Annotated in this window: 26 protein-coding genes and 1 riboswitch; of the genes, 16 read left to right on the top strand and 10 right to left on the bottom strand. The window is 38.4% G+C overall.

Features of this window, described 5'->3' with window-relative positions; genetic code table 11:
• The first annotated feature begins 1 nt into the window (after position 1).
• The 4 genes from IGK82_RS03365 to IGK82_RS03380 all read left to right on the top strand — a co-directional run bounded on the left by IGK82_RS03365 (position 2) and on the right by IGK82_RS03380 (position 3,003).
• Positions 2–772 (top strand): TatD family hydrolase, encoded by a 771-nt coding sequence (locus tag IGK82_RS03365; RefSeq protein WP_002355817.1) that lies wholly within the window; start codon positions 2–4, stop codon positions 770–772.
• Positions 769–1,353 (top strand): ribonuclease M5, encoded by a 585-nt coding sequence (rnmV, locus tag IGK82_RS03370; protein WP_002368172.1) that lies wholly within the window; start codon positions 769–771, stop codon positions 1,351–1,353. The genes IGK82_RS03365 and rnmV overlap by 4 nt, the downstream gene beginning before the upstream one ends.
• Before the next feature lie 18 nt (positions 1,354–1,371).
• On the top strand, positions 1,372–2,259 hold the full coding sequence (rsmA, locus tag IGK82_RS03375; protein WP_002358849.1) for a 16S rRNA (adenine(1518)-N(6)/adenine(1519)-N(6))-dimethyltransferase RsmA: 888 nt from the start codon (positions 1,372–1,374) through the stop codon (positions 2,257–2,259).
• 126 nt (positions 2,260–2,385) lie between these two features.
• A complete protein-coding gene (locus IGK82_RS03380; protein ID WP_002355821.1) occupies positions 2,386–3,003 on the top strand; it encodes a hypothetical protein in 618 nt (205 codons plus the stop codon).
• A 50-nt stretch (positions 3,004–3,053) separates the two neighbouring features.
• On the opposite strand, the gene IGK82_RS03385 is transcribed toward IGK82_RS03380, so the two are convergent.
• Positions 3,054–4,157 carry an ABC transporter ATP-binding protein gene (locus IGK82_RS03385; protein WP_002355822.1) on the bottom strand — a complete coding sequence of 368 codons (1,104 nt, stop codon included), beginning with the start codon at positions 4,155–4,157 and terminating at the stop codon, positions 3,054–3,056.
• Positions 4,158–4,342: 185 nt separating this feature from the next.
• Here IGK82_RS03385 and mgsA point away from each other — a divergent pair, with 185 nt between their 5' ends.
• On the top strand, positions 4,343–4,765 hold the full coding sequence (mgsA, locus tag IGK82_RS03390; RefSeq protein WP_002355823.1) for a methylglyoxal synthase: 423 nt from the start codon (positions 4,343–4,345) through the stop codon (positions 4,763–4,765).
• 66 nt (positions 4,766–4,831) lie between these two features.
• Positions 4,832–4,999: riboswitch (THF riboswitch) on the top strand.
• Positions 5,000–5,029: 30 nt separating this feature from the next.
• Entirely contained in the window at positions 5,030–5,578 is a 549-nt protein-coding gene (locus tag IGK82_RS03395) for a folate family ECF transporter S component (RefSeq protein WP_002385065.1), read from the top strand.
• A 51-nt stretch (positions 5,579–5,629) separates the two neighbouring features.
• Here IGK82_RS03395 and IGK82_RS03400 read toward each other — a convergent pair whose 3' ends face one another.
• A complete protein-coding gene (locus tag IGK82_RS03400) occupies positions 5,630–7,396 on the bottom strand; it encodes an ABC transporter ATP-binding protein (protein ID WP_002361379.1) in 1,767 nt (588 codons plus the stop codon).
• Positions 7,386–9,113 (bottom strand): ABC transporter ATP-binding protein, encoded by a 1,728-nt coding sequence (locus IGK82_RS03405; RefSeq protein WP_002363303.1) that lies wholly within the window; start codon positions 9,111–9,113, stop codon positions 7,386–7,388. The genes IGK82_RS03400 and IGK82_RS03405 overlap by 11 nt, the downstream gene beginning before the upstream one ends.
• 125 nt (positions 9,114–9,238) lie before the next feature.
• Here IGK82_RS03405 and IGK82_RS03410 point away from each other — a divergent pair, with 125 nt between their 5' ends.
• From IGK82_RS03410 to IGK82_RS03420, 3 genes are all read left to right on the top strand, one after another.
• Entirely contained in the window at positions 9,239–10,006 is a 768-nt protein-coding gene (locus IGK82_RS03410) for a putative ABC transporter permease (protein WP_002385066.1), read from the top strand.
• Between the two features lie 248 nt (positions 10,007–10,254).
• Positions 10,255–11,475, top strand: a complete 1,221-nt coding sequence (locus IGK82_RS03415) for a 3D domain-containing protein (RefSeq protein WP_016622783.1) — start codon at positions 10,255–10,257, stop codon at positions 11,473–11,475.
• Between the two features lie 96 nt (positions 11,476–11,571).
• Positions 11,572–12,135 carry a GNAT family N-acetyltransferase gene (locus tag IGK82_RS03420; protein WP_002355832.1) on the top strand — a complete coding sequence of 188 codons (564 nt, stop codon included), beginning with the start codon at positions 11,572–11,574 and terminating at the stop codon, positions 12,133–12,135.
• 45 nt (positions 12,136–12,180) lie between these two features.
• Here IGK82_RS03420 and IGK82_RS03425 read toward each other — a convergent pair whose 3' ends face one another.
• Positions 12,181–12,705, bottom strand: a complete 525-nt coding sequence (locus tag IGK82_RS03425; RefSeq protein WP_016622782.1) for an LURP-one-related/scramblase family protein — start codon at positions 12,703–12,705, stop codon at positions 12,181–12,183.
• A 51-nt stretch (positions 12,706–12,756) separates the two neighbouring features.
• Positions 12,757–13,626: a Cof-type HAD-IIB family hydrolase gene (locus IGK82_RS03430; RefSeq protein WP_002383369.1), complete on the bottom strand. Its 870-nt coding sequence runs from the start codon at positions 13,624–13,626 to the stop codon at positions 12,757–12,759.
• Between the two features lie 133 nt (positions 13,627–13,759).
• Here IGK82_RS03430 and IGK82_RS03435 point away from each other — a divergent pair, with 133 nt between their 5' ends.
• The 5 genes from IGK82_RS03435 (at position 13,760) to IGK82_RS03455 (ending at position 17,108) form a co-directional block, all read left to right on the top strand.
• On the top strand, positions 13,760–14,440 hold the full coding sequence (locus IGK82_RS03435; protein ID WP_016622781.1) for a uracil-DNA glycosylase: 681 nt from the start codon (positions 13,760–13,762) through the stop codon (positions 14,438–14,440).
• Between the two features lie 155 nt (positions 14,441–14,595).
• Entirely contained in the window at positions 14,596–15,579 is a 984-nt protein-coding gene (pta, locus tag IGK82_RS03440) for a phosphate acetyltransferase (RefSeq protein WP_002355836.1), read from the top strand.
• Positions 15,580–15,720: 141 nt separating this feature from the next.
• Complete coding sequence (gene tsaE / locus IGK82_RS03445) at positions 15,721–16,215, top strand: tRNA (adenosine(37)-N6)-threonylcarbamoyltransferase complex ATPase subunit type 1 TsaE (protein WP_016622780.1); 495 nt, start codon at positions 15,721–15,723, stop codon at positions 16,213–16,215.
• Positions 16,208–16,729, top strand: a complete 522-nt coding sequence (locus tag IGK82_RS03450) for a GNAT family N-acetyltransferase (protein WP_016622779.1) — start codon at positions 16,208–16,210, stop codon at positions 16,727–16,729. Before tsaE ends, IGK82_RS03450 begins: the two co-directional genes overlap by 8 nt.
• A 169-nt stretch (positions 16,730–16,898) precedes the next feature.
• Complete coding sequence (locus IGK82_RS03455; protein WP_002355840.1) at positions 16,899–17,108, top strand: hypothetical protein; 210 nt, start codon at positions 16,899–16,901, stop codon at positions 17,106–17,108.
• Between the two features lie 73 nt (positions 17,109–17,181).
• On the opposite strand, the gene bopD is transcribed toward IGK82_RS03455, so the two are convergent.
• From bopD to IGK82_RS03475, 4 genes are read right to left on the bottom strand one after another with little or no spacing between them, the layout of a single operon-like run.
• Positions 17,182–18,192, bottom strand: a complete 1,011-nt coding sequence (gene bopD, locus IGK82_RS03460) for a LacI family transcriptional regulator BopD (RefSeq protein ID WP_002358859.1) — start codon at positions 18,190–18,192, stop codon at positions 17,182–17,184.
• A 23-nt stretch (positions 18,193–18,215) separates the two neighbouring features.
• Positions 18,216–19,223: an aldose epimerase family protein gene (locus IGK82_RS03465; RefSeq protein ID WP_016622778.1), complete on the bottom strand. Its 1,008-nt coding sequence runs from the start codon at positions 19,221–19,223 to the stop codon at positions 18,216–18,218.
• Positions 19,213–19,881, bottom strand: a complete 669-nt coding sequence (gene pgmB / locus IGK82_RS03470) for a beta-phosphoglucomutase (protein WP_002355844.1) — start codon at positions 19,879–19,881, stop codon at positions 19,213–19,215. The genes IGK82_RS03465 and pgmB overlap by 11 nt, the downstream gene beginning before the upstream one ends.
• Positions 19,874–22,168, bottom strand: a complete 2,295-nt coding sequence (locus tag IGK82_RS03475) for a glycoside hydrolase family 65 protein (protein WP_025194186.1) — start codon at positions 22,166–22,168, stop codon at positions 19,874–19,876. Before IGK82_RS03475 ends, pgmB begins: the two co-directional genes overlap by 8 nt.
• Before the next feature lie 280 nt (positions 22,169–22,448).
• On the opposite strand from IGK82_RS03475, the gene IGK82_RS03480 reads away from it, so the two are divergent.
• Together IGK82_RS03480 and mapP are read left to right on the top strand one after the other, a co-directional pair.
• Complete coding sequence (locus tag IGK82_RS03480) at positions 22,449–24,617, top strand: PTS transporter subunit IIBC (protein WP_002368190.1); 2,169 nt, start codon at positions 22,449–22,451, stop codon at positions 24,615–24,617.
• Between the two features lie 65 nt (positions 24,618–24,682).
• Complete coding sequence (gene mapP, locus IGK82_RS03485; RefSeq protein ID WP_002358863.1) at positions 24,683–25,507, top strand: maltose 6'-phosphate phosphatase; 825 nt, start codon at positions 24,683–24,685, stop codon at positions 25,505–25,507.
• A 59-nt stretch (positions 25,508–25,566) separates the two neighbouring features.
• Here mapP and proC read toward each other — a convergent pair whose 3' ends face one another.
• A complete protein-coding gene (proC, locus tag IGK82_RS03490) occupies positions 25,567–26,382 on the bottom strand; it encodes a pyrroline-5-carboxylate reductase (protein WP_016622776.1) in 816 nt (271 codons plus the stop codon).
• Between the last annotated feature and the right edge of the window lie 124 nt (positions 26,383–26,506).

Raw genomic sequence — 26,506 nt, forward strand, 5'->3', positions numbered from 1 at the left:
AATGATTTTTGATACACATACACATTTGAATGCAGAACAATTTAATGATGATATTCCAGAAACGATTGCACATGCCCAAAAATTGGGTGTTACAGAGATGGCCGTGGTCGGTTTTGATGAACCAACGATTGAAAAATCTCTTTTACTTAGTCAGGAATATGCCAATATTTATAGTATCATTGGTTGGCATCCAACAGAAGCGGGTAGCTATACGCCAGAGGTTGAACGACGATTACAAGAACAATTAACGTTGCCAAAAATTGTCGCATTAGGTGAAATCGGTCTTGATTATTACTGGATGGAGGATCCTAAAGAGGTGCAAGAAAAAGTCTTTCGCCGTCAAATTGCGATTGCTCGGGAAATGAATTTACCGTTTAGTGTGCATACGAGAGAGGCATTAGAAGATACCTATCGAATTTTAAAAGATGAAAAAATTTCAGATATTGGTGGAATCATGCATAGTTTCAGTGGTGATGCCGAGTGGATGAAGAAATTTTTAGATTTAGGTTTGCATATTTCTTTTAGTGGAGTCGTAACGTTTAAAAAGGCGTTGGATGTTCAAGAAGCGGCGATGGCGGTACCACTTGAACGAATGTTGGTGGAAACAGATGCACCCTATTTAGCCCCTGTTCCTTATCGTGGTAAACGGAATGAACCAGGCTATACGCGATACGTAGTGGAAAAAATTGCTGAATTACGACAACTAACCTTTGAAGAAGTGGCAGAACAAACGAGAGTCAACGCTCATCGCTTGTTTCGGATAGATAAATGAAAGAAAAAATGAAAGTTGCAGAAATCATTGTCGTTGAAGGAAAAGACGACACACGCCGCATTCAAGAGGTAGTTGCAGCGGATACGATTGAAACGATTGGCTCTGCTATCAATGATGAAATTTTGACACAAATTGAACACGCACAAGAAACGAGAGGCGTGATTATTTTTACAGATCCAGACTATTCGGGCGAAAAAATTCGTAAAACAATAATGGAAGTTGTCCCTGATGCAAAGCATGCTTTTTTATCAAGAAAAGTTGCAGTGCCTAAAAAAAATGGTGGTAGCCTAGGGGTTGAACATGCTAGTGATGAAGCAATTATTGAAGCCTTAAAAAAAGTCGTAACACCTGTTCAAGCTGGTGAAGACTATCAAGAAATTCCTAGACAAACACTAGTTGAATATGGTTTAATAGCGGGAGCAAATGCCAAAAAATACCGTGAATTATTAGGAGATGACCTAAGAATTGGCTATACAAATAGCAAACAGTTAGTCAAACGGTTAAGCATGTTTCGGATTACAGAAGCAGAATTGAAAGAAAGCATGACACGTATTTTAAAAGAACTTGCAAACGAAGAATAACTACATGGAGGAACAAGCGTGACGGACTATAAAGAAATTGCCACACCATCCAGAACCAAAGAAATACTAAAAAAGCATGGATTTTCATTTAAAAAGAGTTTAGGTCAAAATTTTTTGACAGAGCCTAATATTTTAAGAAAAATTGTAGAAACAGCGGGAATTAATCAGCAGACAAATGTTGTCGAAGTCGGGCCTGGAATTGGTGCATTAACAGAGCAATTAGCGATGAACGCGGCACAAGTTGTGGCTTTTGAGATTGATGATCGCTTGATTCCTGTCTTAGCAGATACCTTAAGTCGCTATGATAATGTAACAGTGGTGCATCAAGATGTTTTAAAAGCTGATTTGGTCGAGACAACCAACCAAGTTTTTCAAGAGAAGTATCCGATTAAAGTGGTGGCTAACCTACCTTACTATATTACTACGCCAATTATGATGCATTTTTTAGAATCTTCTTTAGATGTAGCTGAAATGGTTGTGATGATGCAAAAAGAGGTCGCTGATCGAATTGCTGCTAAACCAGGAACGAAAGCTTATGGTTCATTATCAATTGCTGTCCAATATTTTATGGAAGCAAGTGTCGCCTTTATTGTGCCAAAAACAGTTTTTGTGCCGCAGCCCAATGTTGACTCGGCGATTATTAAATTGACACGCCGTGCTACACCAGCAGTGACAGTGACCAATGAAAAAGAATTTTTCAAATTAACCAAAGCCAGTTTCCAATTAAGACGTAAAACATTGTGGAATAACTTAACGCATTTTTATGGGAAAGATGAACAAACGGTGGCTTGGCTAAAAGAGAGCCTAGCTGAAGCAGAAATTGATCCTTCTAGACGTGGTGAAACATTGTCTTTAGAAGAATTCGCTCGTTTAAGTAATGCTTTAGAAAAAAATAAACCAGTATAAAAAAGAACTTTCTGTTATTTATGAGAAATAACAGAAAGTTCTTTTATGTGTCTTGACACATTGCGGCTGTTCAGCTACACTTGAGAAAAACAAAAGGTGTCATGACACCTTTAGGAGGCAGTTTTAATGAAAACAAACTCAGTAAAACGTTTAACAATTTCAGCACTTTTAATTGCAATGGGGATTATCATTCCAATGGTTATGCCAAGAATTACCATTGGTCCAGCCAGTTTTACGTTAGCAAGTCACGTCCCAGTTTTTATTGCCATGTTTATTTCTCCAGTGGTGGCAATTGCGGTTAGTCTAGGAACAGGTTTTGGTTTTTTCTTATCCGCAACACCGATTATTGCTTTGCGGGCCTTATCTCATTTGATTTTTGCAGTCATTGGCGCAGTGATTTTACAAAAGCATCCAGAAATTTTAATCAATAAAGAGGGGAAATTCACTTTATTAAATGGGAAATTACAGTTGTTTAACGTGGGAATTGGAGTGATTCATTCCGCTGCCGAGCTAGTGGTTGTTTCTGTATTTTACACAATGGGCAACTTGCCAGGAACCTATTATACAGCTGGCTTCATGTATTCTATTTTTCTTTTGATGGGCGTTGGTGGATTAATTCATAGTTTGGTGGATTTCAGTATTGCCTACTTTTTAGCAAGTACCTTAAGTAAACATGTAGATATTCCAACTTTTACAGAAGCGAAACAACCCAAAGTGATAAAGAAGAAGGTTAAATTAGCATAAAGAGAAACAATCGAGGCATCCGTCACAATTACGGATGCCTCGAGATTTTTTTATTTAATGACTTCTTCTGTTTGAGGGTCGAAGAAATGTCCTTTGTTAATATCAAAAGCTAAGTCAATCATTTCACCAGGATGGTGGAAGTCACGAGCATCTACTTTTGAGATAAACTCTGTATCACCAATTTTTGTATAAAGCATGGATTCAGCCCCTAATAATTCAGAAACAACGACTTCAGATTTAATCACTGCATCTTTCATTGCCGTTAAAGCCACTTGTTCGCTATGAATATCTTCTGGACGAATACCGAAAATTAATTCTTTGCCTTCATAACCATGTTCAACAAGCTCTTTGTTTCTTCCTTCAGGAATTGCTAGCTTTAAGCCATGTTGGTTAGAAATAACCCCATTGTTTAAGGTAACTTTGAAGAAATTCATGGCAGGTGAGCCGATGAACCCAGCTACGAACATATTTTTTGGTGTATTGTAAACTTCTTTTGGTGAACCAATTTGTTGAATAAAGCCATCTTTCATAATTACGATTCGATCAGCCATGGTCATCGCTTCGGTTTGGTCATGTGTCACATAAATTGTCGTAGTTTCTAAACGTTGGTGTAGTTTAGCGATTTCAGCACGCATGGCTACACGTAATTTTGCATCCAAGTTTGATAAAGGTTCATCCATTAAAAAGACTTTGGCATCACGGACAATTGCCCGGCCAAGTGCAACACGTTGGCGTTGTCCACCAGAAAGCGCCGCAGGTTTACGTTGTAAGTACTCTGTTAAGCCCAGAATATCCGCAGCATTTTCCACCCGTTTTTTAATTTCAGCTTTATCATATTTTCTTAGTTTTAAACCAAAAGCCATGTTATCAAAAACAGTCATATGCGGATAAAGCGCATAGTTTTGGAAAACCATGGCAATATCACGATCTTTCGGTGCAACGTCATTCATGACTTTGTCCCCAATTGATAATTCACCTTCAGTAATATCTTCTAAGCCAGCAATCATGCGCAATGTTGTTGATTTACCGCAACCAGAAGGTCCGACAAAGACGATAAATTCACGGTCTGTAATTTCTAAGTTAAAATCTGTAACAGAATAATGTTCTGCATTGTCATATTTTTTATACACATTTCTAAGCGCCATTTCCACCATTTGATACGTCACTCTTTTCTTTTTGATTTGTTACTCATAGTTTAAATGAAAACGCTATCTTTCGGCAAGGGAGAGTTGCACAAGAAAAAGAAGACTTTTTCGTCAAGGTGACAAAGGGCAAACACTCTCAGCGGATTTATCGATAAACTTTTGTTATAATATAACAAAGACAGGAGTTGGATAACATGAAAATCGCTTTAATCGCTCATGATCGTAAAAAAACATTAATGATCAAACTAGCAACCGCTTATAAACATATTTTAGAAAAACATGAATTGTATGCAACAGGAACGACAGGCATGAAAGTGATGGAAGCAACTGGCTTACCCGTGCATTGCTTTAAATCGGGGCCATTAGGTGGGGATCAACAGATTGGCGCAATGATATCAGAAGACAACATTGATTTAGTTATTTTTTTAAGAGATCCTCTTTCCGCGCAACCGCATGAACCAGACGTGACGGCTTTGATTCGTCTAAGTGATGTCTATGAAATTCCTTTAGCGACCAATATCGGCAGTGCTGAAATTCTTTTGAGAGGTGTCGAGGCGGGGTTTGCGGACTTCCGTGAGGTTATCCATGAAGGGGATCGTCGACCGTTAGCTTTTTAGAGAACCTTAATGGTTATTTTGACTATTTTGTGGTATATTTTATGAGGACTTTTGTCCAAATAAAATAACAGAGTAGGAGACAAAGCGTTAAGTGCTAAAAGGATGGGATGTTGCCTTTTGGACGAAGAACATAAACAGTGTGTTGCTAGAAAGCAAAGGTTCTTACTTTGCTTATCATCAGAACAACACGTTCAGCTTTTTAATGTTCGCGGTTTTGTTTTCGCATTCGCTGCATGGTTCGTCATGTAGCAGCTCTTAGAGGAGATGCTAAAAATGACAAAGAAAAAATTTGGCACAAAATCCATTGCGTTAATGGGCGTACTCATTGCGGTGGTCGTTGTCTTTTCACGCTTTTTTGCGTATGAAACAACGTTTTTAAAAATCAGTTTCACGTTTATTCCAGAATCATTGATTGGGATGATTTTCGGACCTTTTTGGGCTGGAATCGGCACGGCGGTGGCTGATGTGGTAGGAATGCTGCTTTTTCCAAAAGCAGGCTATTTTCCTGGGTTTACTTTAAATGCCTTTTTGGCTGGTGCTATTTATGGTTATTTCTATTATAAGAAAGAAATGACATGGCAACGAGTGATTTTGGCGACATTGTTGGTCACCGTTTTAATTAATATCATTTTAACTCCTTTGTGGTTAAGTTTAATGTATGGCGTCAATCTAGCAAATTTTGCTTGGTGGGTGCCACGCTTAATTAAAACAGTTATTTTCTTTCCTATTCAAGTAATTGCCACTTATTATTTAGGCAATAAAATTCCCTTTAAACGTTTATTTGGAAAACCATTATCTGAATTAGATCAATAAATTTAAAATTAAAAGAGTCACTTTTCATCATCCCAGAAAAGTGACTCTTTTTTATTGTGCTTTTTGATTAAACTGCGCTTCGTAAAGGTCACGATAATAACCCTGTTCTTTTTGCAATAATTCGTCATGGGTGCCAATTTCAACTACTTGACCATTGTCCATAACTAGAATTTTTTCAGCACTTTTGATTGTTGCTAAGCGATGGGCAATAACAAAACTGGTCCGGCCAGTCATCATTTGTAAAAAAGCATCCTGAATTTTTTGCTCGGTCAATGTATCAACTGAACTGGTCGCTTCATCTAAAATAAGCATCGGCGGATTACTAATCATCGTGCGTGCAATAGTCATTAATTGTCGTTGTCCTTCAGAAATTTTAACGCCTTGGGAACCAATCTCGGTATCTAGTCCTTGAGGTAAACGCATGACGAAATCAAAAATATGGGCTTTTTTCATGGCTTCTATAATTTCTTCGTCAGAGGCTTCGGGATTTCCGTACGTTAAATTTTCCCGAATGGAGCTATCGAATAGCCAAGTATCTTGGAGAACCATACCAAAACTTTTTCGTAAGCTATCCCGAGTAATTTGAGTAATGTCGTGAGTATCAACCGTAATTTGACCATGGTCGACCTCGTAAAAGCGCATTAACAAATTCACTAATGTTGATTTACCCGCACCGGTTCGCCCAACAATGGCAATTGTTTCTCCTGGTTCAGCAATTAAATTAAAGTTTTCGATTAAAGGTCGCGTCGGCGTGTAAGAAAAATCAACGTCTTTAAATTCAACACGGCCTCGCGCTTCTTTCAAAACAATTGCGTTCGGGGCATCAGGACGTTCAACTGGTTGATCCATCATATCAAAAGTACGTTCCAATCCAGCTAAGGCTGCTTGGATTTGGTTGGTGATTCCTGAGAGTTCAATAAAAGGTTTAGAAAATTGACTAGAGTAAATGGTGAAACTGGAAATAACACCAACTGTGACTAAAGGATTGCCACTTAAAACTAACAAGCCACCGACTAATCCAATCGATAAATAAGATAAATGGTCGATAAATCGAGAAAGTGGGTTGGTTAAGGAGGAAGAAAACTGAGCCTTCTGTCCTTTTTCATACAACGTTTGATTCAATGCTTCAAATGTTTCTTGCGTAGCTTGTTCTTGTTGAAAGGCTTTAACAATTTTTTGGTTGCCAACCATTTCTGAAACGAAACCGGAAATTTCACCAACAATCGTTTGTTGTGCAGCAAAGTTTTTTTGTGAAGCTTTTGCAACAAGCCAGTTTACAATAAAAATAATCGGCGTACTGATAAGAACCACTAATGTGAGCAGGGGACTTAGCCGAATCATAAAGAGCAAAGCAACAACGACGGTGGCCATGCCGGAAAATAATTGGTTGAAGACAGCCGAGCAAGCCATTGAAATATTGTCAATATCGTTGGTAAAGCGACTGACGATATTTCCGTGTGATGTTTGGTCATAATAACTTAACGGTAATTGATTTAAATGGGCAAAGGCATCTTTTCTCAGCTGTGTGGTCGATAAATAAGACACGCGATTACCGAGACGTTGAATCAGCCATTGACTTAGAACGGTTACGAGTAAAATCCCTGCTAATAAACCTAAAATTTTGATGAGTTGCGCAGCATTGACTTGTCCTTTACCAACCATTGTATCAACGGATTTACCTATATAATAAGTCATGAGGACAGTCGAAAAACCACTGAGAATTCCTAGGATTAAGGCGCCGATAATTTCTTTTGGATAGCGTAGTAAATACGGCTTAAAACGTGAGAAGGCACCAAAATGAATTTTTTTAGTTTGCATGGGTATCCTCCTCCTGTGATGCAACGATTTCTTGATACTCTTTAGAAGAAGTAAGTAATTCTTCGTGGGTGCCAAGGCCAGCGACTTTTCCACTATCTAGGACTAAAATTTGATTCGCCGTAGCAATCGAACTCACGCGTTGTGAAATTAAAATAACGGTTGTCTCTGCTCGTTCTTTTTGTAAAGCACGGCGCAGATTCAAATCTGTTTGATAGTCGAGGGCACTCAAGGAATCATCTAAAATAAGTAAATGTGGTTTCCTAATCAAGGCACGGGCAATGGTCAACCGTTGTCTTTGTCCACCAGAAAAGTTTTTTCCGCCTTCGTTAACAGGCGTGTCTAACCCTTGGTCTAATTGTTCAACAAATTCTTTACATTGGGCGATAGCTAATGCTTCCCAACAGTCTTCATCAGTTGCATTTGGTTTGCCCCATTGTAAGTTTTCTCGAATAGTCCCTGTAAATAAGACGGCAGTTTGTGGGACACTTGCCACTTGTTGGCGTAAAGTAAAGAGCGGCCAATCGCGCACATTTATACCATTAATAAAAAGGTTTCCTGCACTCACATCATAAAATCTGGGAATGAGTTGGGTTAAGGTACTTTTCCCGCTGCCGGTAGGTCCTGTGATGCCGAGAATTGAGCCTTTAGGAATCGTAAAATTGATATTTTCCAAAGCCAAACCGGCCTCTGGTTCATAGCGAAAATCTACATGGTCAAAGGTAATATCACCAAATTGTGGCGATGTTTTTGCTGATTCTGGTGTATCTGTTAACTGACTTTCTACAGTTAAAACCTCATTGACACGGTTTGCGGAAGCGGCGGCTCGCGTAAAAATTACCACGAGATTAGAAGCAACAATTAAAGCGAGCATCATTTGATTCATATAATTGATCAATGCTAAAACTTCCCCTTGTTGCAGAGAACCAAAAGAAACTTTTAAGCCACTAAAATAAAGTAAAAATAAAATTCCAACATTCATAATCAAAGTGGTTAAAGGCGTTAATAAAGCAGAGACATTCGATACACGAATGTAAATATCGCCTAAATCATCTGAAGCTTTATCAACATGTCGTTGCTCTGTTTCCTTTCTAGCAAACGCACGGATCACACGGACACCGCTTAAGTTTTGGCTGATTTGACGGTTTAACCGATCCAAATATTCTTGGACTTTTTGATATAAAGGCACAGTCACTTTAATGATAATAAAGAGAATAAGGCTAAAAATTGGTAAAAGTAATAGGAAAAGAAAGCCCATCTGCACGTCAATGTAAAAAGCCATGACCACAGAACCGATACTTAAAAAAGGTGTCCGAATGACCAACCGAATAAACATCGCTAAAGCCAATTGAAGCTGGTTGATATCGTTTGTGATCCGGGTGATGAGGGTATCTGTACCAAAACTATTCAATTCTTTGTGTGAAAGCTGATTAATTTTCTTCATTAATTGATTTCTTAGCTCCGTCCCAAAACCTTGCGAAGCGACTGAAGCATAATATTGACAAATCATGACAAAAAATAAACCAACTAACGACATAACAAGCATCCAGAGGGCCATTTCTATGACAGTCTGTCGGTCGTTTTGCCGAATACCGACATCGACTAAGTGAGCCATGAATAAGGGCAAGACTAACTCGAAACAAGCTTCTAAAAATTTGAAGACTGGACCGAGGATAATTTGTTTTCGATAATTTTTTGCGTATTTCAATAAACCAAACATAAGATTCCTCCCTTTGCTGCTCTCATTGTAGCCTAATCTTTCAATGAAAGAAAGTTGTTCGCTACATTTTCTCAACTTCTGTTAAAATAGAAGAAAAGAGCAAAGAAGTGGAGTGTGACAGAAACGTGGAAAAAATGAGTCAGATTATTTTGTTATTTTTTATTTATTCCTTTATCGGCTGGTTATGGGAAACGGTGTATTGTTCATTAAAAGCCAAAAAATTTGTTTATCGAGGATTTTTGGTAGGGCCCTATTGTCCTATTTATGGATTTGGGGTCTTAAGCGTTCTCTATTTTGTGGAACCCTTTGAAAACAATCTCTTGGTATTGTATGTCGGATCGGCTGTTTTAGTGACAATTTTAGAATATGTCACTAGTTATGGCTTGGAAAAACTGTTCCATGCCTCTTGGTGGGATTATCATGATGTACCTTTTAATTTAAACGGTCGCGTGGCTTTACCAGTTTCTCTTTTTTGGGGATTGGGTTGTGTCTTGATTGTCAAAGTTATTCAACCAGAAATCGCCAAAGTTGTCAGCTTTTTACAAGCAACCTTTGGCAACTACTTAGCCCTTTGCATAGTGATTGTAATGGGGCTTGACTTAATTTATACGTTGCTGAACATGCAAGGTTTCAAAAAACTTATTACCGAGATGGGCCAAACGTTGGAAACGAACCAACAAGAATTTAAGCAACGGTTGAACACAAAAATGGAAATCGCTACAGCTGATTGGCAGAAGTTAAAAGAACGAACCAAAAAAGAGCATTTCCAAAATCGGTTAAATTTCCAACAACGTCGTTTTATTAACAATTACCCAAAACTAACTTTAAAAAACATTAAAAATTCCAAAGAAGTTCGGCATCTCTTAGAAGATTTGAAGAAAAAGGGCCAATAATTAACAAAAAATATTACAAAATATTTCAATCAATGGTCTAATGGGATGAAAAAAAGAAAAATCGTCAAAAGCTAGTTTTTAAGGCGTCTTAAGAAATTCTTAAAGAATTGAGATAGAAATGGACTAATGAATAAACGCAGGATAAAAAAAGAGTTGCATTTAAATTGTAACAAATTGTAACGCAATTGAAATAAAACAAGCCCTCCTGACTAGTATAATGAGTAGGTGTTTTAGATAAGTTAGGAAAGGTGTTGGATTTAGTGAAGGTTAAAAAGTTGATACCATTTTTAACAACAATGATGCTTATCAATTTTGGACTTCCAGTCGCTGCGGCAGCAGAATCACTTGATTCGTTGCAAGAAAAAGAAGCGCAAGCGAAACAATCTGGGGAGTTAATTAGTAAAGAAATCAATTCAGCCTTAGACGATGTAAATGCTAAATATGCGGAAATCGAACGTTTAAAAACGCAAATTTCAAAAGCGGAAGATACGTTGAAAACTTCGAAAGAGGAAATAGAAAAAACAGAAAAAAATATTTCTCGTCGTAAAGAAGCTGTTGGCGATCGTATGAAGGATATTCAATTAAATGGCGACCAACGTACTTGGCAAGCCTTATTAGATGCAGAAAATTTATCAGATTTCTTTAATCGGGCCTACGCCATGACCGTTTTACAAAACTTTGAACGGGAAAAGATTGAAAGCTTAACTAGCGAAAAAGAAAAGTTAGCTGCATTACAAGAAAAAGTTGAAAATACGCAAACAACTTTAAAACAAAATGAAGAGAAATTACAAGTTGAAGCTTCTTCAATGAATAATAAAGTCTCTGAGTTAAAAGAAAAAATGGCGAATAATGAAGAATTATTGGCTCAAATTTCGACAGACAAACAAAAAGAGCAACAACGCTTAGTCAGCGAAAAAGCAGCAGATGAGGCACAGAAAAAACGTGCGGCAGAAACTGCCAAAGCAGAAGCAGCGAAGAAACAAGCAGCTGCCGACAAACAAGCGCAAGCAGATGCGGCGGCTAAACTAGAAGCCGAAGCTGCTGAAGAGTCAAGCAGTCAAGCATCAAGCTCTTCTACAAGTACGGAAAGCAGTAGCACTGAATCTTCAAGTTCAGCTAGTTCATCCGAATCGTCATCAACGCCAGAATCATCGACAGGCGAATCATCAACACCAGGAACTGGCTCTGGTCGTGTGCTTCAGATGGAATCAACTGCTTATTCTTGGCGCGAAGCTGGTGCAAGTAATCTAAGTGCTACTGGTATTGACTTAAGTAAAGAAAGCAATGTAGTTGCAGTCGATCCAAGTGTAATTCCTCTAGGTTCATTAGTGAAAGTCTCTGGTTATGGCTTTGCTATTGCTGGAGATACAGGTGGCGCTATTCAAGGAAATATTATTGATGTTCATTTTGATTCAGTAGACCAATGCCGTCTTTGGGGACGACGTCAGGTTACAGTAGAAATTCAATAATAAATTTGTTATACTAAAGACAAGATAAAAGGAATTGGCTAAGTCAGTAATGATAGTAGCCAGTTCTTTTTTAGTTAAATGTAAAGGAGAATTACAATGATTCGCTCGGCAACAAAAGAAGACGGTCAAGCGATTGCTCGGCTGGTCTTAGTTATTTTAAAAGATATGGAGTTACCAATTTTAGAAGAAGTCTCAGAAGAACAAATGATTGACCTGTTAGCAGAGGCAACGGCGTATCCAACCTATCGCTATGGCTATCAACGAATTTTAGTTTATGAACATGCAGGTGAAGTTGCAGGGATTGCTGTCGGCTATCCTGCAGAAGATGAAAAGATTATTGATGAACCTTTAAGAGAAGTCTTTAAAAAACATGGCTTAGCAGAAGATGTTCGGCTATTTATTGAAGAAGAAACCTTGCCTAATGAATGGTATTTAGACACGATCTCTGTGGATGAACGTTTCCGTGGAATGGGAATTGGTTCTAAGTTATTAGATGCTTTACCTGAAGTAGCCAAAGCTAGCGGGAAGCAAGCCTTGGGTCTAAATGTTGATTTTGACAATCCAGGGGCGAGAAAGTTATACGCAAGTAAAGGCTTTAAAGATGTCACAACAATGACTATTAGTGGTCACTTGTACAATCATATGCAAAAAGAAGTGTAAAAATAACGAAGCTAAAGTCAATCACTTTAGCTTCGTTATTTTTCATTAATCCGTTAAAGGATCAAAATCTAATCCAAAATCATCGGAAGTTTTTTGTTTTTTCTTATTATATAACCAGTAGTCAAGGACAGCTGCTATGCAGATGCACAACGGTGCGTCCTTATCATTGGCAACAGTTAAAACAAAATAGTCGCCTGTACAAAGCATGGTTTTATCCATTGACATGATTTTTTTATGGACTTGATAAATTGAATATTGGTGCGCTTTGATATCCCCAACAACTGCCCAGTGAAGGCCTTGAACATAATAGAAATCAGCATTCAAATTGAACAGTTTCCGTAGAGTACCCACTTTTTCAAAACGCTGATATAACTCAAATCGTGTGCCAAAAGTCCAAGAAACTTGTTTAATACTGGCTAAAATTTCTCCGTTCATTGCATATAAAGAAAGCGCATCTCCTCGTGTGCCCCAGCGCCCCACCAATAGAAAAAGTGAACGGCCTGCTTGGTCTTTCACGATGGTTCGCGTAACTTTTCCTAACTGTTGTTCTTGAATAAAAAATTCAGACACGACACGATCTCCTTTCTATATATAAATGAGTGCTGTAACTGGTAGTGCTTATTACAAATCTTCTCTTATTGCACGCAGGATGGCTTCGCCAACACCATTTTCTAAATTAGTGGCTGTTTCATATTTAGCGTATTCTTTTAATTCCAGTTCGGCATTGCCCATTGCAAAACTTACCCCAGCCCATTGAATCATGCTGACGTCATTTAAATTATCACCAATAGTCATGACTTGTTCAGCGGGAATCCCACGTTCTTTAGCGACGCGCGCAACTGCAATCCCTTTTTGTGCTAGGCGGTGGTTAATTTCAATATTATTAAGCGCAGAAGAGGTAACAACCAAATCATCTAGTTCTTCTACTTCCATCCCAGCAGGGCCTAATACTTTCGGCCCATCCATACTGAAGCCAATAATTTTAAGGACTTCAATCGAATCATCTTTTAAAATGTCGTCTAAACGATCAACATAGGTAATATGCAATAAAGATAGGTGTGCTGAAGCCATGGCAATCGCCACTTTATAAGTTAAATGGGGCATGGATTCTGCAATATGAGCGGCAAAGTTTTCAATTCTTTTTTCTTGATGTTCAGAAAAAATACCTTTATTTGTAGAGATTTCATAGTAAACATTGTGTTGACTCAAAATAGTTAGTACTTCTGTTACTGTTTCTTTTTCGATCCCAGCCGTGAAAAGTGAGTGTCCATCTTTGTCGAACACTTGGGCGCCGTTTAAAGTAATCATAGCGCAGTCAATTCCAGCTTCTTCTAACGCGGGTTTCGCTTCGGTATATGCGCGGCCAGTAGCAACCATAAATTCGATTCCTAAACGTTCCGCTTCGCGAATTGCTGAAGCGTTATCATTTGTGATGCTCATTTTTGCATCTAAAAGTGTTCCATCCATATCTGAAGCAATTAATTTAATCATCGATTCTCTACACCTCATTATCTATTTAAAGCTTACCTATAGTTTACCACGTTTTTCCAAGAGAAAGTACCCAGAAATTTCTTGTCAGGTTTGGAGAAATTCGTTATGCTTAGAGAGCGAAGGAGTGAGCATTATGAAAGAAATTATTCACAATAGTTGGCAAACCGTTTTATCTGCTGAATTTGAAAAACCATATTATCAAGAATTGCGGGAATTTTTGAAAAAAGAATATCAGACACAAACGATTTATCCAGATATGTATCATTTATTTTCAGCGTTAGAACTAACCCCTTTTGAAGAAGTAAAAGTAGTAATTTTGGGACAAGACCCATATCATGGACCCAATCAAGCACACGGATTAAGTTTCTCTGTCCAGCCAGGTGTGAAAGTGCCGCCATCTCTTGTGAATATTTACAAAGAATTACAAGCTGATTTAGGGTACCAACCCGTCAACCATGGCTTTTTAGAAAGCTGGGCTAAACAAGGCGTGTTGTTATTAAATACTGTGTTGACCGTTCGGGCAGGTCAAGCCTATTCCCATCGAGGTAAAGGGTGGGAGCAACTGACAGATGTCATTATCGAAAAGTTGAATGAGCGTGAAAAACCCGTTGTTTTCATTTTATGGGGACGTCCAGCTCAAGAAAAAATTAAAATGATTGATATGACTCGGCATGTGATTATCAAATCGCCACATCCAAGTCCATTGTCAGCGCATCGTGGTTTTTTTGGCTCACGTCCGTTTTCTCAAGCGAATGCCGCTCTAGAACGTTTAGGGGAAACGCCGATTGATTGGCAACTTCCTGAAACAGTGTAATGTAACAGCACAATCTGTTATAGTGTAGAAGAGTTAGTTTGTGAAAAGTTTATCGGATTATTGGTTTTTTTGACTAATACAGCTAGAAAAAACTGTTATTTTCATTGAGAATAGTGTATGATGGATTTTGTAAATATAAAACTGGAGGGTTTATCGTGGAATTATTCGATAGCTTAAAATTTAAAGTCGTACGCCGTAATATCAAAATTGTTTTCCCTGAAGCAACAGATCCTAGAATCTTAGGTGCTGCTGCCCGCTTAAAATCTGATGAATTAGTAGAACCAATCTTAATTGGTGATCCAACAGATATCGCAAATGCTGCTATGGCTCGTGGAATCAACACATCAAACTTTATTATTATCAATCCAAATGATTATGAAAAATGGGATGAAATGGTCGAAGCATTTGTTGAACGCCGTAATGGAAAAGCTACTAAAGAAGATGCTGAAAAAATCTTAAAAGATGTCAACTATTTCGGTACTATGTTAACTTACATGGGTATTGCTGATGGTATGGTTAGTGGTGCTATCCACTCAACAGGTGATACAGTTCGCCCTGCGTTACAAATCATTAAAACAAAACCAGGCGTGAGCCGTACAAGTGGTGCTTTCTTAATGATTCGTGGTCGTGACCAAGAAAGATATTTATTCTCAGACTGCGCGATTAACGTGAACCCAACTGCACAAGAATTAGCTGAAATTGCTGTTGATAGTGCCAAAACAGCTGAATTATTTGACATTGAACCAAAAGTTTCATTGTTAAGTTTTTCAACAAAAGGTTCTGCAAAAGCACCAGAAGTAACAAAAGTTGCTGAAGCTACAAAAATTGCGCAAGAATTAGCACCTGAATATGCGATTGATGGTGAATTACAATTTGATGCTTCTTATGTATCTTCTGTCGCACAATTAAAAGCGCCTAACTCAAAAGTTGCTGGAGAAGCAACAGTCTTTGTATTCCCAGATTTACAATCAGGAAATATTGGCTACAAAATTGCTCAACGTTTAGGTAACTTTGAAGCAATTGGCCCAATCTTACAAGGATTGAACAAACCAGTTTCTGATTTATCACGTGGTGCAAACGAAGAAGATGTTTATAAATTATCAATCATTACAGCTGCTCAAACATTAATGAACGACTAATTAACTATGTCAAAGCATGATAAATAAGCAAAGTAGAAGTTGAGGTTCCCAAGACACTTGGGCCTCAACTTTATTTTTTTGAAGCTGCCACTAGTCAACTTATTGAATTTTCGGTATACTTTCATACATAGATTCTTGCAGATGGGAGGCAAAAAAATGAATATTGTCCTGAACAATCCATTGGAAACAGAAGCAATTGCTAAAATCATTGGACAAAAGGCACAAGCTGGTGATGTAATTGTCCTGACTGGTGATTTAGGGGCCGGTAAGACGACAATGACGAAAGGGATTGCTTTAGGATTAGGCATTTCCCAAATGATTAAAAGTCCCACCTATACGATTATCCGCGAATATCCACAAGGACGACTTCCGTTATACCATATGGATGTTTACCGTGTTGAAGAGGGTGCGGATGAATTAGGGTTAGATGAGTATTTTGAAGGAGATGGGCTATCCGTTGTAGAATGGGGCAGCTTGATTGAAGAAGAATTGCCAGAAGATTATTTAGAAATTATTTTAAATATAGATTCTCAAGAAGCTGACAAGAGAGTTCTTGAATTCCGCGGAACTGGTCCATTGGCAGAAGAAAGAATAGCAGAGATTCTGAAAACGTGGGAGGCTCGCGAATATGTCTGAACAAACATTTTCTATTCGAGAAGCAGTGCCTACTGATGCGGATCAATTACTATCTGTGATGTCAAAAATTGGGAGTGAAACGCCCTATTTGGTAATGGATGAGCGAGGAATGGCCATGACGACAACAGAATTGGCTGAAAATCTAGCAACACTCTATGAATCGCCAAATAATGTTTTATTGGTGGCATTAGCGGGAGAAGCGATCATTGGGACCGCATCTGTGTCTGCTTCTTCTAAAAAGCGGATGGAGCATATTGGTGAAATCGGCATTAGTATTTTAAAACAGTACTGGGGCTATGGACTGGGCAGTATCCTGATGGAAGAACTTATTCGCTGGGCGCATGAAAGTCATGTTATTCGTCGCTTGGAATTAACGGTACAGGATCGTAATCAACGAGCGATTCATGTCTATAAAAAATTAGGGTTTGAAACAGAGGCAATTATGCCTCGGGGCGCCAAAACAGACCAAGGTGAATTTTTAGATGTTCATTTAATGCGTTTGCTGATTGATTAATTATTGGTTAATAATTTTAATTTCTTAAATAATCGAACGATAATTGCATGAAAAAACAAAATTTTCGCAATTATCGTTTGTTTCATATTTATTTTTCTGATATTTTTGTTATAATTATAGAAGAATTTAACGAAAAAATGAAAATTTATTTTGGGAAGGAATGTAAGAAATGGCGAAGGCAACGAAAATGAATGTTAACTATCGAGAGTCGATCTTGGATCGTGCGTATCGTTTAGAGCTAATAAAAAAAGATGAGTATGCAAAACATCAAGAAAAATTATCATTATTAAATGAAAAATTGTCTGACGGGGAACCAGCTCAATTTGATGCAAAAGAAGAAACGTTTTGGAAAAAAATTTCGCAAAAAGTTATTTTATAAAAGTAATACATACGAATAAGAGCGTACACATAGAAAGAAGCGTAAGCAGTGTTAAACTGCTTACGCTTCTTTTTTAATGAATAGGAATAACTGTTTCACGCTTAATTAATTTGTGAGGAATAACGAGACGGACACCATTCGTCAATTCTTCGTGGATTAATTCATATAATTTTTTCATCGCCATTCGACCTAATTCTGACGTGTCGATGTCAATACTTGTTAGATAAGGATGTGTCAATGTTGAAAAGATTGAGTTGTTAAAACTAATAATGGATAACGTTTCAGGAACTTGATAACCATAGATTTGCGCAAGTTGCATCGTCCGCAAAGCAAAGATATCATCAATCACCACCAACGCCGTGGCATTATTTTGATGAAGAATATCATCGAAAGCCATGTAATCTTCAGGTTTTTCTAACGCAACGCTTGGTAAAACAGTTAATCCTTGCATCATCATTGCTTTTTGATAACCAAAGTAACGTTCAAAGTACAAACTTTCATGCGTTGTATTGGTCACAAATAAAATATTTTTATGGCCGTTTTCAATTAAAAATTCCGTCGCTTGTTTCCCTAATAATTGATTATCATTATCCACGTAAACTATTTCCGTTTCATGTTGGTAAGGTTGACCGATTAAAGTAAAGGGAATGTTGTTTTCGTATAAGTAATCAATGACGGGGTCCTTACTATCTGAATACACAAGAATAAAACCGTCCACTTGTTTTTGAAGATGCATTCTTTTAACGTTTTCCAATAGTACATCAAAACTTTTGGCAGTTGCAATAGCAGTAGTCATATCGTAAAGACGGGCTTCCTCGTTGATGGCTTCCATAATTTCTAAATAAAATGGATTCCCTAACCGTTCTTTCGAATCTAAAGGAGGTAAAATTACGCCAATGGCACTTGAAATTCGTTTACCCAAATTCCGTGCCGTCATATTTGGCACATAGCCTAAGTCATCCATGACTTTTCGCACTTTCTTTTTTGTCGATTCAGAAATACTTGGATGATCGTTAATGACACGCGAAACGGTTGAGGTTGCAACCCCCGCTTTCTTAGCGACATCTTTTACTGTAATTGCCATTTTTGCCACGCCTTTCTTAGTGATTATAGAAGGTTAAATTGATAAACCGTTTGGTAGGTTTGCTTTTTATTAGCTGGTAATAAAATAGAGCCCCACTGAGGATGATGAACAATGTCTGGATACTCTTGTGGTTCAATTGCTAAGCCATAGTTTGAATGCATCGCTTGTCCATTAATAGAAAATGGAGCCTCAAAACCAGTCGTAGAAAATAATACCATACTTTGGTTCGTTGTTGCTATCGTCATTTTTCTTCCAGAAGTAGGTTCTTGTAAGCATAATTGTGGCTGTCTTAAGTCAGAGCCAACTAAGGGGAAAACATCATCTAACCCGGTTGGATAGCGTTGGAGGATTGTTTCGATAGGTGTCAGTTCATTAAAACGTATGGATAGTTCAGAAGCTGGTAAAATCCGTCCAGTAGGCAGCTTATTATCGTCTAATTCTAACATACCTTGACAGTTCAAAGATAGCAAATGTGACAGAATGTCTAACTTTCCATCGCCAGATAAATTAAAGTAGGCGTGGTTTGTAGGATTAAAAAGTGTTTCCTGTTTACTCCGTCCAGTACTGATCATTCGTAAATGATTATCCTCTAGCTGATAAGTGATGGTGGCCTCAATTGGTCCAGGATAGCCAGAAATGGTATCGGTTAAATGAAAAGCAACGCCAATGATATCTTTTTTTTCAAAGGGCTCGACTGTCCAATATTGAAAAGACCACCCCTTTGAGCCACCATGGATATGATGACCGTCGCTATTTTGTTCTAATATTCCATTTTGCCAATGGCCATTACGAATACGTCCAGCAACTGGTCCAACAGTGGCGCCAAAAAAGCTTTGATCCTTTAATACATCTTGATACGAATCATACGATAAAAGGATATTTTCCCAATGATTATTTTTGTTTGGCATAAAAAGTTGATGGAGGCGCGCGCCATAATTGAGAAGAACGACTTCTAAAAAGTCGTTCTTCAAAGTAATTTTCTTTAAGTTTGTGTTTGGAATATCGGTTACGGTGATACGATTATCCTTCATGATCAAGCCACACTTTTTTTAAGTAATCAAACGTTAAAGCGCTCGTCTCTGGCACGATGGGCAACCCTTCGCCTAACTCTTCTTTGCGGCCAACGCCAACAGGTTGCGCTCCACTAGCAAGAATCGCTTGAATCCCAGCTTTGGCATCTTCAATGCCAAGACATTCTGCTGGTGTCAAATCAATTTCTTTCGCAGCTAAAATGAAAATATCTGGAGCGGGTTTGCCTGCCTGAACGTCTGCTGGATTAGCAATGGCATCAAAAAGGGGCGTCAATTGCATTTTTTCTAAAAGGAAAGGCCCATTTTTACTTGCAGAAGCCAAGGCGATTTTAATATTGGCTTCACGTAATTCCGTTAATAAAGAAAGAATTCCTGGATAGACATCTTCAGGCGTAATTGCTTGGATCATTTCCAAGTAATAATCGTTTTTCCGTTGCGCTAACTGGGCAAATTCTTCAGAAGAAAACGTGCCTTCTTTTTTTCCGTATTTTAACAGTAACTGCAGAGAATCTTCACGGCTTACACCTTTCAATTGTTCGTTGAAAACACGGTCAATGGAAATTCCAATTTCGTTCCCTAATTTTTTCCAAGCGTGGTAATGAAATTCTGCTGTATCAGTAATAACGCCATCTAAATCAAACAAAACGCCTTTAAACATGAACTTCTTCCTTTCTAATCGGTAAAACTAATCGATCTTTTAACGTGTATTTTTGATCGTAAACAGTTAATGGAATTGCAGGGCCGTCGAGTAAAGTGAAGGCCACTTGGTCTGCTGCAACTTCAACAAATAGTAAACGATTCCGATAATTAATGTGGAATGAGTAGGCTGTCCATGTCGCTGGTAAAAAGGGTGCAAATTTTAGTTGTTGATGGTCCGTTTTCATTTGGGCAAAACCTTGCACAATCGCTAGCCAACTACCAGTCATTGAGGTAATGTGTAAGCCATCTTCTGTATCATTATTGTAATTATCTAAGTCAAGGCGCGCTGTTCGTTGATACATTTCCACTGCTTTTTCTTCCATGCCTAATTCAGCAGCTAACACAGCATGAATGCTTGGTGAAAGAGAAGATTCATGGACAGTCATTGGTTCGTAAAAGTTAAAGTTCCGGCGTTTTTCTTCTAAAGAAAAGGCGTCATTGAAGAAATAAATTCCTTGAAGAACATCGGCTTGTTTAATGAAACAAGACCGTAAAATTTTATCCCATGACCAATGTTGATTTAAAGGCAGCTCACTAAGTGGTAAATCAGAAACAGGCATTAAATCTTTATCTAAGAAAGTGTCATGTTGTACAAAAATGCCTAATTCATTATCCACTGGGAAGTACATATTTTCTACAATGTCTGCCCATTTAGCTAATTCGTCGTCTGCAATTTTGAGCGTTGTTTCTTCTTGGAATTTTAAATAAGACTCACGGGTGTAACGTAGAACCCACGCAGCGATGGTATTGGTATACCAGTTATTATTGATATTATTTTCATATTCATTTGGCCCCGTTACGCCATGAATCATATATTGTTTATGACGTTGGGAGAAGTGGACCCGATCTGCCCAAAAACGAGCGATTGCTACAAGTACTTCTAGACCAGCATCTTTTAGATAATCTTCATCTCCTGTATAGTTGACATAATTATAAATCGCATAAGCAATCGCACCATTTCTGTGAATCTCTTCAAAAGTGATTTCCCACTCATTATGACATTCGACACCAGTAAAAGTAACCATTGGGTAAAGGGCACCCTTTAACCCTTGTTGTTGGGCATTATGAATGGCTTGAGGCAATTGATTGTGGCGATATTTCAGTAGATTTTTAGTAACTTCGGGCTTAGCCAACGCCAAGTAAAGTGGGACAGCATATGCTTCAGTATCCCAATATGTGGCACCGCCATATTTTTCACCAGTAAAGCCTTTTGGTCCGATATTTAAACGATCGTCTTCGCCATAGTAGGTTGAGAAAAGTTGGAAAAGATTAAAACGAATGCCTTGTTGGGCTTCATCATCTCCTTCAATAACAACATCAGCTAATTGCCAACGTTTTGCCCAAGCGGCAGCTTGCCCAGCTTTTGCTTCAGGGTACAAGGTAGTCATTTCTGCAAATAATTCGTTTATTCGTGTGATTTGTTGCGTTTCTGGCACATCACGACTGGTAACGACAAGCACTTCTTTTGTGATAGCGGTCGTTTCGCCTTCGTTTAAAGACACCGTCAATTCTGCGGTTAAAGCCAAGGGCTGTTGTGTATATGTAGGCACAACAGAGGCTCCATCGATGAAATGGCGCATGCCTGCAGTCACTGTAAAACGCTCTATTTCAAAGTTGTTAGGAATGGTCTTAGTCGTAACAAAGCCAAGTGTTTCTTGTGTTTCAATAGCTCTTTCTTCCCAAAAATGTTCTTCATAATTGCTGTCTTCATTTTGAACATCGCCATCCAATTTTGAGTGAAGAGTGATTGTGCCTGTACCTTCCAGCATTTCAATTGTTAAGTGGATGTAAGCTGCCTCTTTTTTTTCTAAGCTTAAAAAACGTTCAAAAGAGAAGCGCACTTTATTCTTCGGTGTTTGGATGGTGAATTGCCGAGAAAGAACCCCGTTTTGCATGTCTAATTCTAAAGAAAAATCTTCGTAAGGTGTAGTGGCTAAATCAATTGTTTGTCCATCAATTTGTAAGTCCATTGCGATGAAATTAATTGCGTTAATCACTTTACCAAAATATTCAGGATAACCATTTTTCCACCAACCAACACGTGTTTTGTCTGGATACCAAACACCTGCTAAATAGGTTCCTTGATGGTGGTCGCCAGAATAGTGTTCTTCAAAATTTCCCCGCATCCCCATATAGCCGTTGCCAATGCTTGTTAATGATTCTTGTAAACGTAAATTTTCTTTATCTAAGTGTGTAGTACGGATTTTCCAAGGATCAATTTGGAATAAACGTTTGATTTGTTTCATGAGAATCCCCCTCAGTGATTTTATTGATAGGTCTATCATAAACGCAACCGATTGCATTAGTCAATAGTCAATGCTTAAAAAGTGTAATCTTATGAATAAAAGCTGAAACAAAGGTAGGTTAGAAGGAGCTTTATTTGCTTTATTAAAAGACAAAATAAAAAAGGATTAAGTAGTAGGGAGTTGTTTTCCACAATATTTTTGAAATTAAAGCATTTACAAAAAGGAAACAGGAGTATATAATAGCAACATAACGAAACCGATTGCGTAAGGAGTGGCAGGAATGAAAAAAATGTTTAGTTTTGAGTTTTGGCAAAAATTCGGGAAAGCTTTAATGGTCGTTGTGGCAGTAATGCCCGCAGCGGGTTTAATGATTAGTATTGGGAAATCGCTTCCTTTAATCGATCCTAATTTAGGCTTGTTAGTAACAACAGGCGGAGTTCTGGAGAGTATCGGTTGGGCAATTATTGGCAACTTACATTTACTATTTGCGTTAGCAATAGGTGGCAGTTGGGCCAAAGATCGTGCAGGTGGCGCATTTGCAGCGGGGATTTCTTTTGTTTTAATCAACCGTATTACTGGAGCCATTTTTGGTGTAACAAATGAAATGTTGGCTGATGAACAAGCTTTCACGCATACCTTATTTGGCACCAAGATTATGGTGAAGGGATTCTTTACAAGTGTCTTAGAAGCTCCGGCATTAAATATGGGTGTTTTTGTAGGGATTATTGCTGGTTTTGTCGGTGCGATGGCTTACAACAAGTATTACAATTATCGGAAATTACCAGATGCGCTATCATTTTTTAATGGTAAACGGTTTGTCCCATTTGTCGTTATTTTGTGGTCAACAATTGTCTCAATTGCATTAGCACTTATTTGGCCAAATATTCAAGCGGGAATTAATAATTTTGGGTTATGGATTGCGCAATCTCAAGATAGTGCACCTATTTTAGCGCCATTCTTATATGGAACGTTGGAACGTTTGTTATTACCTTTTGGGTTACATCATATGTTGACGATTCCAATCAACTATACACAATTAGGTGGAACGTATGAAATTTTATCTGGCGCACAAGCTGGAACCCAAGTCTTTGGTCAAGATCCTTTATGGTTGGCTTGGGCAACAGACTTAGTGAATCTTAAAGGCGCTGGTGATATGAGCAAGTATCAGTTTGTCTTAGAAAATTGGACACCAGCTCGATTCAAAGTAGGCCAAATGATTGGTTCTTCAGGGATTTTAATGGGGATGGCTTTGGCGATGTATCGTAATGTCGATGCAGATAAAAAAGCTAAATATAAATCAATGTATTTTTCTGCTGCTTTAGCTGTTTTCTTAACTGGTGTGACAGAGCCGCTAGAATTCATGTTTATGTTTGCTGCAGTGCCGCTTTATGTAATTTATGCGGTGATCCAAGGTGCTGCTTTTGCAATGGCTGATATTTTACCATTGCGTGTGCATTCGTTTGGAAATATTGAATTGTTAACAAGAACACCGCTAGCAATAAAAGCTGGTTTAGGTGGCGATTTAATCAATTTTGTTTTAATGGTCATCATTTTTGGTGTTGTCACTTATTTCTTAGCGAATTTCTTAATTAAAAAATTTAATTACGCAACACCTGGAAGAAATGGAAACTACGACAATGATAACGGCGAAGAAATCGCATCTGGCGCGGCTGGTTCAGGCGTCGTCGATCAGCAAATCGCGCAAATTGTCTACTTACTTGGTGGTAAACAAAATATCAAAGAAGTTGATGCGTGTATGACACGCTTACGTGTCAGTGTAAAGGATCGAGAAAAAGTCGGTTCGGAAGAGGCGTGGAAACGGGCAGGCGCAATGGGCTTGATTGTGAAAGATAATGGCGTTCAAGCCGTTTATGGACCAAAAGCTGATGTTTTAAAATCCGATATTGAAGATTTACTAGCTTCCGGCGTTGACATTCCAGAACCAGTTATAGCAGAAAGTACAGCAGGAGTGCCAACAACGAATTTCTTAGGTAAGAAAAAAGATTTCGTGGCTGTAGCGACAGGGGAAGTTATTCCAATGGCGCAAGTCAATGATCCTGTCTTTTCACAAAAAATGATGGGGGATGGATTTGCAGTTAAGCCGCTAGAAGGAGAGGTGGTGGCACCAATTTCGGGGAAAGTCCTAAGTGTTTTCCCAAGCAAACATGCGATTGGGCTACAAACAGAAGAAGGCATCGAAGTACTTGTCCATATGGGGATTGATACAGTCGAAATGGCAACTCCTGCTTTTGAATCTTTTGTTAAAGAAGGACAATCATTGAAAGCTGGGACGAAACTAGCTAAAATGAATTTGGATGTGATTGAACAAGCTGGCAAAGAAACAACGATTATTGTCGCCTTTACAAACAGCGACAAAGTGGAACAAGTAGTTATTAATCAACTAGGAACCACCACTGCGGGAACTGTGATCGGACAGATTGAAATTTAAATGATTAGGTCGGGCACAATCAATAATTGTGCCCGACCTAATAACATGTAAGAGAAGGGGAAAAGATGAATCTTTTAACAATCAATACTCATAGCTGGTTAGAAGAAGAACCATTAAAAAAATTAGAGGAGATTGCCAAGGTGATTTTATCTTCTGAAAGTGAAATAATTGCCTTACAAGAAGTGAATCAGAAAGTCGCTTCCAAGAAAGTGCCGTTAGAACAGTTAACTACTTTTTGTCCCATAGCGACCCAAACGCCAATCCATGAAGATAATTTTGCATATCTAATCGTTCAATATCTAGCTGAAAAAGGCCAACACTATTATTGGAGTTGGGAAATGAGCCACATTGGTTATGCTATTTATGAAGAAGGGAACGCACTACTTTCGAAATGTCCGTTGACTAGTGAAGCTCTCCTTATTTCAGAAAGCCAAGAACCAACGAATTATCGAACAAGAAAAATCTTAGTAGCGGAGACAGAGAGTTCAAAAGGTACGCTTACTGTTGTCTCTGGTCACTTTTCTTGGTGGGAAACACCCTGTACAGGTTTTGCCTATGAATGGCTACAACTAGAGAAATACTTAGCGATGGGGCAACAACCGTTAGTCATTTTAGGCGATTTAAACAACCCAGCTGGTACAACTGGCTATCAATTAGTGGAAAATAGTTACTTGCCGATTCAAGATGCATTTGTTGTAGCGGAAGAGACAAGCGGTGAAGCGACAGTAGAGAAAAAAATAGATGGCTGGGAAGAAAATGAAGCAGCCTTGCGGATTGACTACGCATTTGTTCCAAAACAGTGGCACGTACGAAAATATGAAGTAATTTTTGATGGTAGGAAAACACCGATAGTCAGTGATCATTTTGGCTTACTCATTCAACTAAAATAAGAAAAAGCGCTGAATTTTCAGCGCTTTTTCTTATTTACTCGCTCATGTAACTATTCCTCTTAGTTTTGTTTGGCTAATTCTTGATCCCGAAGGATGGTGGCCTCAATCCCTTTGATGACTGTTGAAATAAACGCATTGTTTTCTAATTCGACAATCCCAGCAACCGTGGTTCCACCAGGAGAACTGACTTGGTCGATTAAAGTCCAAGGATTCTCTGTGCTATTTGCCAAAGTTTGAGCGCTGCCTAGTACAGCTTGTGTGGCAATTTCTAAGGCCAACTCTTTGTTCATACCATTTTTAACGGCTGCTCGGGCAATCGAATCAATAAATAAGAAAGCATACGCAGGAGTGCTACCTGCAATAGCAGTAAAAATCGAAAAATACTGTTCCTCTAATTCCCAGGCTTGGCCAACTGCTCGAAACAACGATAAAACAGTCTGGATGTCTTCAGGGAATGCAAAAGCGTTACCACAGACAGCTGCTGCACCCGCGCCAATCAACGCATTCATATTGGGCATCACACGAACAAGACGAAGCGGTTGGGTAGTCTCAAACAGTTGATACAATTCTGCAATAGTCGTACCTGCTGCAATGGAAACAATTAACGGTTGCTTGTCTAAAATTGCTTCTTTTGCTTCAAGTAAAGCCGCTTGAACGAATTGCGGTTTCACTGCTAAAATAACTAAGTCAGCTACTGTAATAGCTTCTTGAGGCGAAGCAACCGCGTGTGCACCAATTTCTTGTGCAAAAGCGGCGGTTTTTTCGACTTGAATATCATAAAAATAAAGGTTTTCTGCGGCAATAAATTGCTTTTTTAGCGCACCTTTGGCAATAGCGGATGCCATATTTCCAGCACCGATAAAACTAATTTTCATAAAAAATTCCTCCTAAAAACTGTTGAATCTCTTTTTTCGTGTTACCATGTATCTAGTATAGAAGGAAACGCCAAAGAAAAAAATAGAGGGAGTAAAGTAAAAAGTGTTGGATTATGAGGTGATT

The sequence above is a fragment of the Enterococcus sp. AZ197 genome (assembly GCF_050556405.1).
Taxonomy (GTDB): Bacteria; Bacillota; Bacilli; order Lactobacillales; family Enterococcaceae; genus Enterococcus; species Enterococcus faecalis.

Coding starts and splice junctions, on each gene's coding strand:
- IGK82_RS03365 (WP_002355817.1), top strand. CDS start 2: ATGATTTTTGATACACATACACATTTGAATGCAGAACAATTTAATGAT.
- rnmV (WP_002368172.1), top strand. CDS start 769: ATGAAAGAAAAAATGAAAGTTGCAGAAATCATTGTCGTTGAAGGAAAA.
- IGK82_RS03380 (WP_002355821.1), top strand. CDS start 2,386: ATGAAAACAAACTCAGTAAAACGTTTAACAATTTCAGCACTTTTAATT.
- IGK82_RS03385 (WP_002355822.1), bottom strand. CDS start 4,157: ATGGTGGAAATGGCGCTTAGAAATGTGTATAAAAAATATGACAATGCA.
- mgsA (WP_002355823.1), top strand. CDS start 4,343: ATGAAAATCGCTTTAATCGCTCATGATCGTAAAAAAACATTAATGATC.
- IGK82_RS03395 (WP_002385065.1), top strand. CDS start 5,030: ATGCTAAAAATGACAAAGAAAAAATTTGGCACAAAATCCATTGCGTTA.
- IGK82_RS03400 (WP_002361379.1), bottom strand. CDS start 7,396: ATGCAAACTAAAAAAATTCATTTTGGTGCCTTCTCACGTTTTAAGCCG.
- IGK82_RS03405 (WP_002363303.1), bottom strand. CDS start 9,113: ATGTTTGGTTTATTGAAATACGCAAAAAATTATCGAAAACAAATTATC.
- IGK82_RS03420 (WP_002355832.1), top strand. CDS start 11,572: ATGATTCGCTCGGCAACAAAAGAAGACGGTCAAGCGATTGCTCGGCTG.
- IGK82_RS03430 (WP_002383369.1), bottom strand. CDS start 13,626: ATGATTAAATTAATTGCTTCAGATATGGATGGAACACTTTTAGATGCA.
- IGK82_RS03435 (WP_016622781.1), top strand. CDS start 13,760: ATGAAAGAAATTATTCACAATAGTTGGCAAACCGTTTTATCTGCTGAA.
- tsaE (WP_016622780.1), top strand. CDS start 15,721: ATGGGAGGCAAAAAAATGAATATTGTCCTGAACAATCCATTGGAAACA.
- IGK82_RS03450 (WP_016622779.1), top strand. CDS start 16,208: ATGTCTGAACAAACATTTTCTATTCGAGAAGCAGTGCCTACTGATGCG.
- IGK82_RS03455 (WP_002355840.1), top strand. CDS start 16,899: ATGGCGAAGGCAACGAAAATGAATGTTAACTATCGAGAGTCGATCTTG.
- bopD (WP_002358859.1), bottom strand. CDS start 18,192: ATGGCAATTACAGTAAAAGATGTCGCTAAGAAAGCGGGGGTTGCAACC.
- IGK82_RS03465 (WP_016622778.1), bottom strand. CDS start 19,223: ATGAAGGATAATCGTATCACCGTAACCGATATTCCAAACACAAACTTA.
- pgmB (WP_002355844.1), bottom strand. CDS start 19,881: ATGTTTAAAGGCGTTTTGTTTGATTTAGATGGCGTTATTACTGATACA.
- IGK82_RS03475 (WP_025194186.1), bottom strand. CDS start 22,168: ATGAAACAAATCAAACGTTTATTCCAAATTGATCCTTGGAAAATCCGT.
- IGK82_RS03480 (WP_002368190.1), top strand. CDS start 22,449: ATGAAAAAAATGTTTAGTTTTGAGTTTTGGCAAAAATTCGGGAAAGCT.
- mapP (WP_002358863.1), top strand. CDS start 24,683: ATGAATCTTTTAACAATCAATACTCATAGCTGGTTAGAAGAAGAACCA.
- proC (WP_016622776.1), bottom strand. CDS start 26,382: ATGAAAATTAGTTTTATCGGTGCTGGAAATATGGCATCCGCTATTGCC.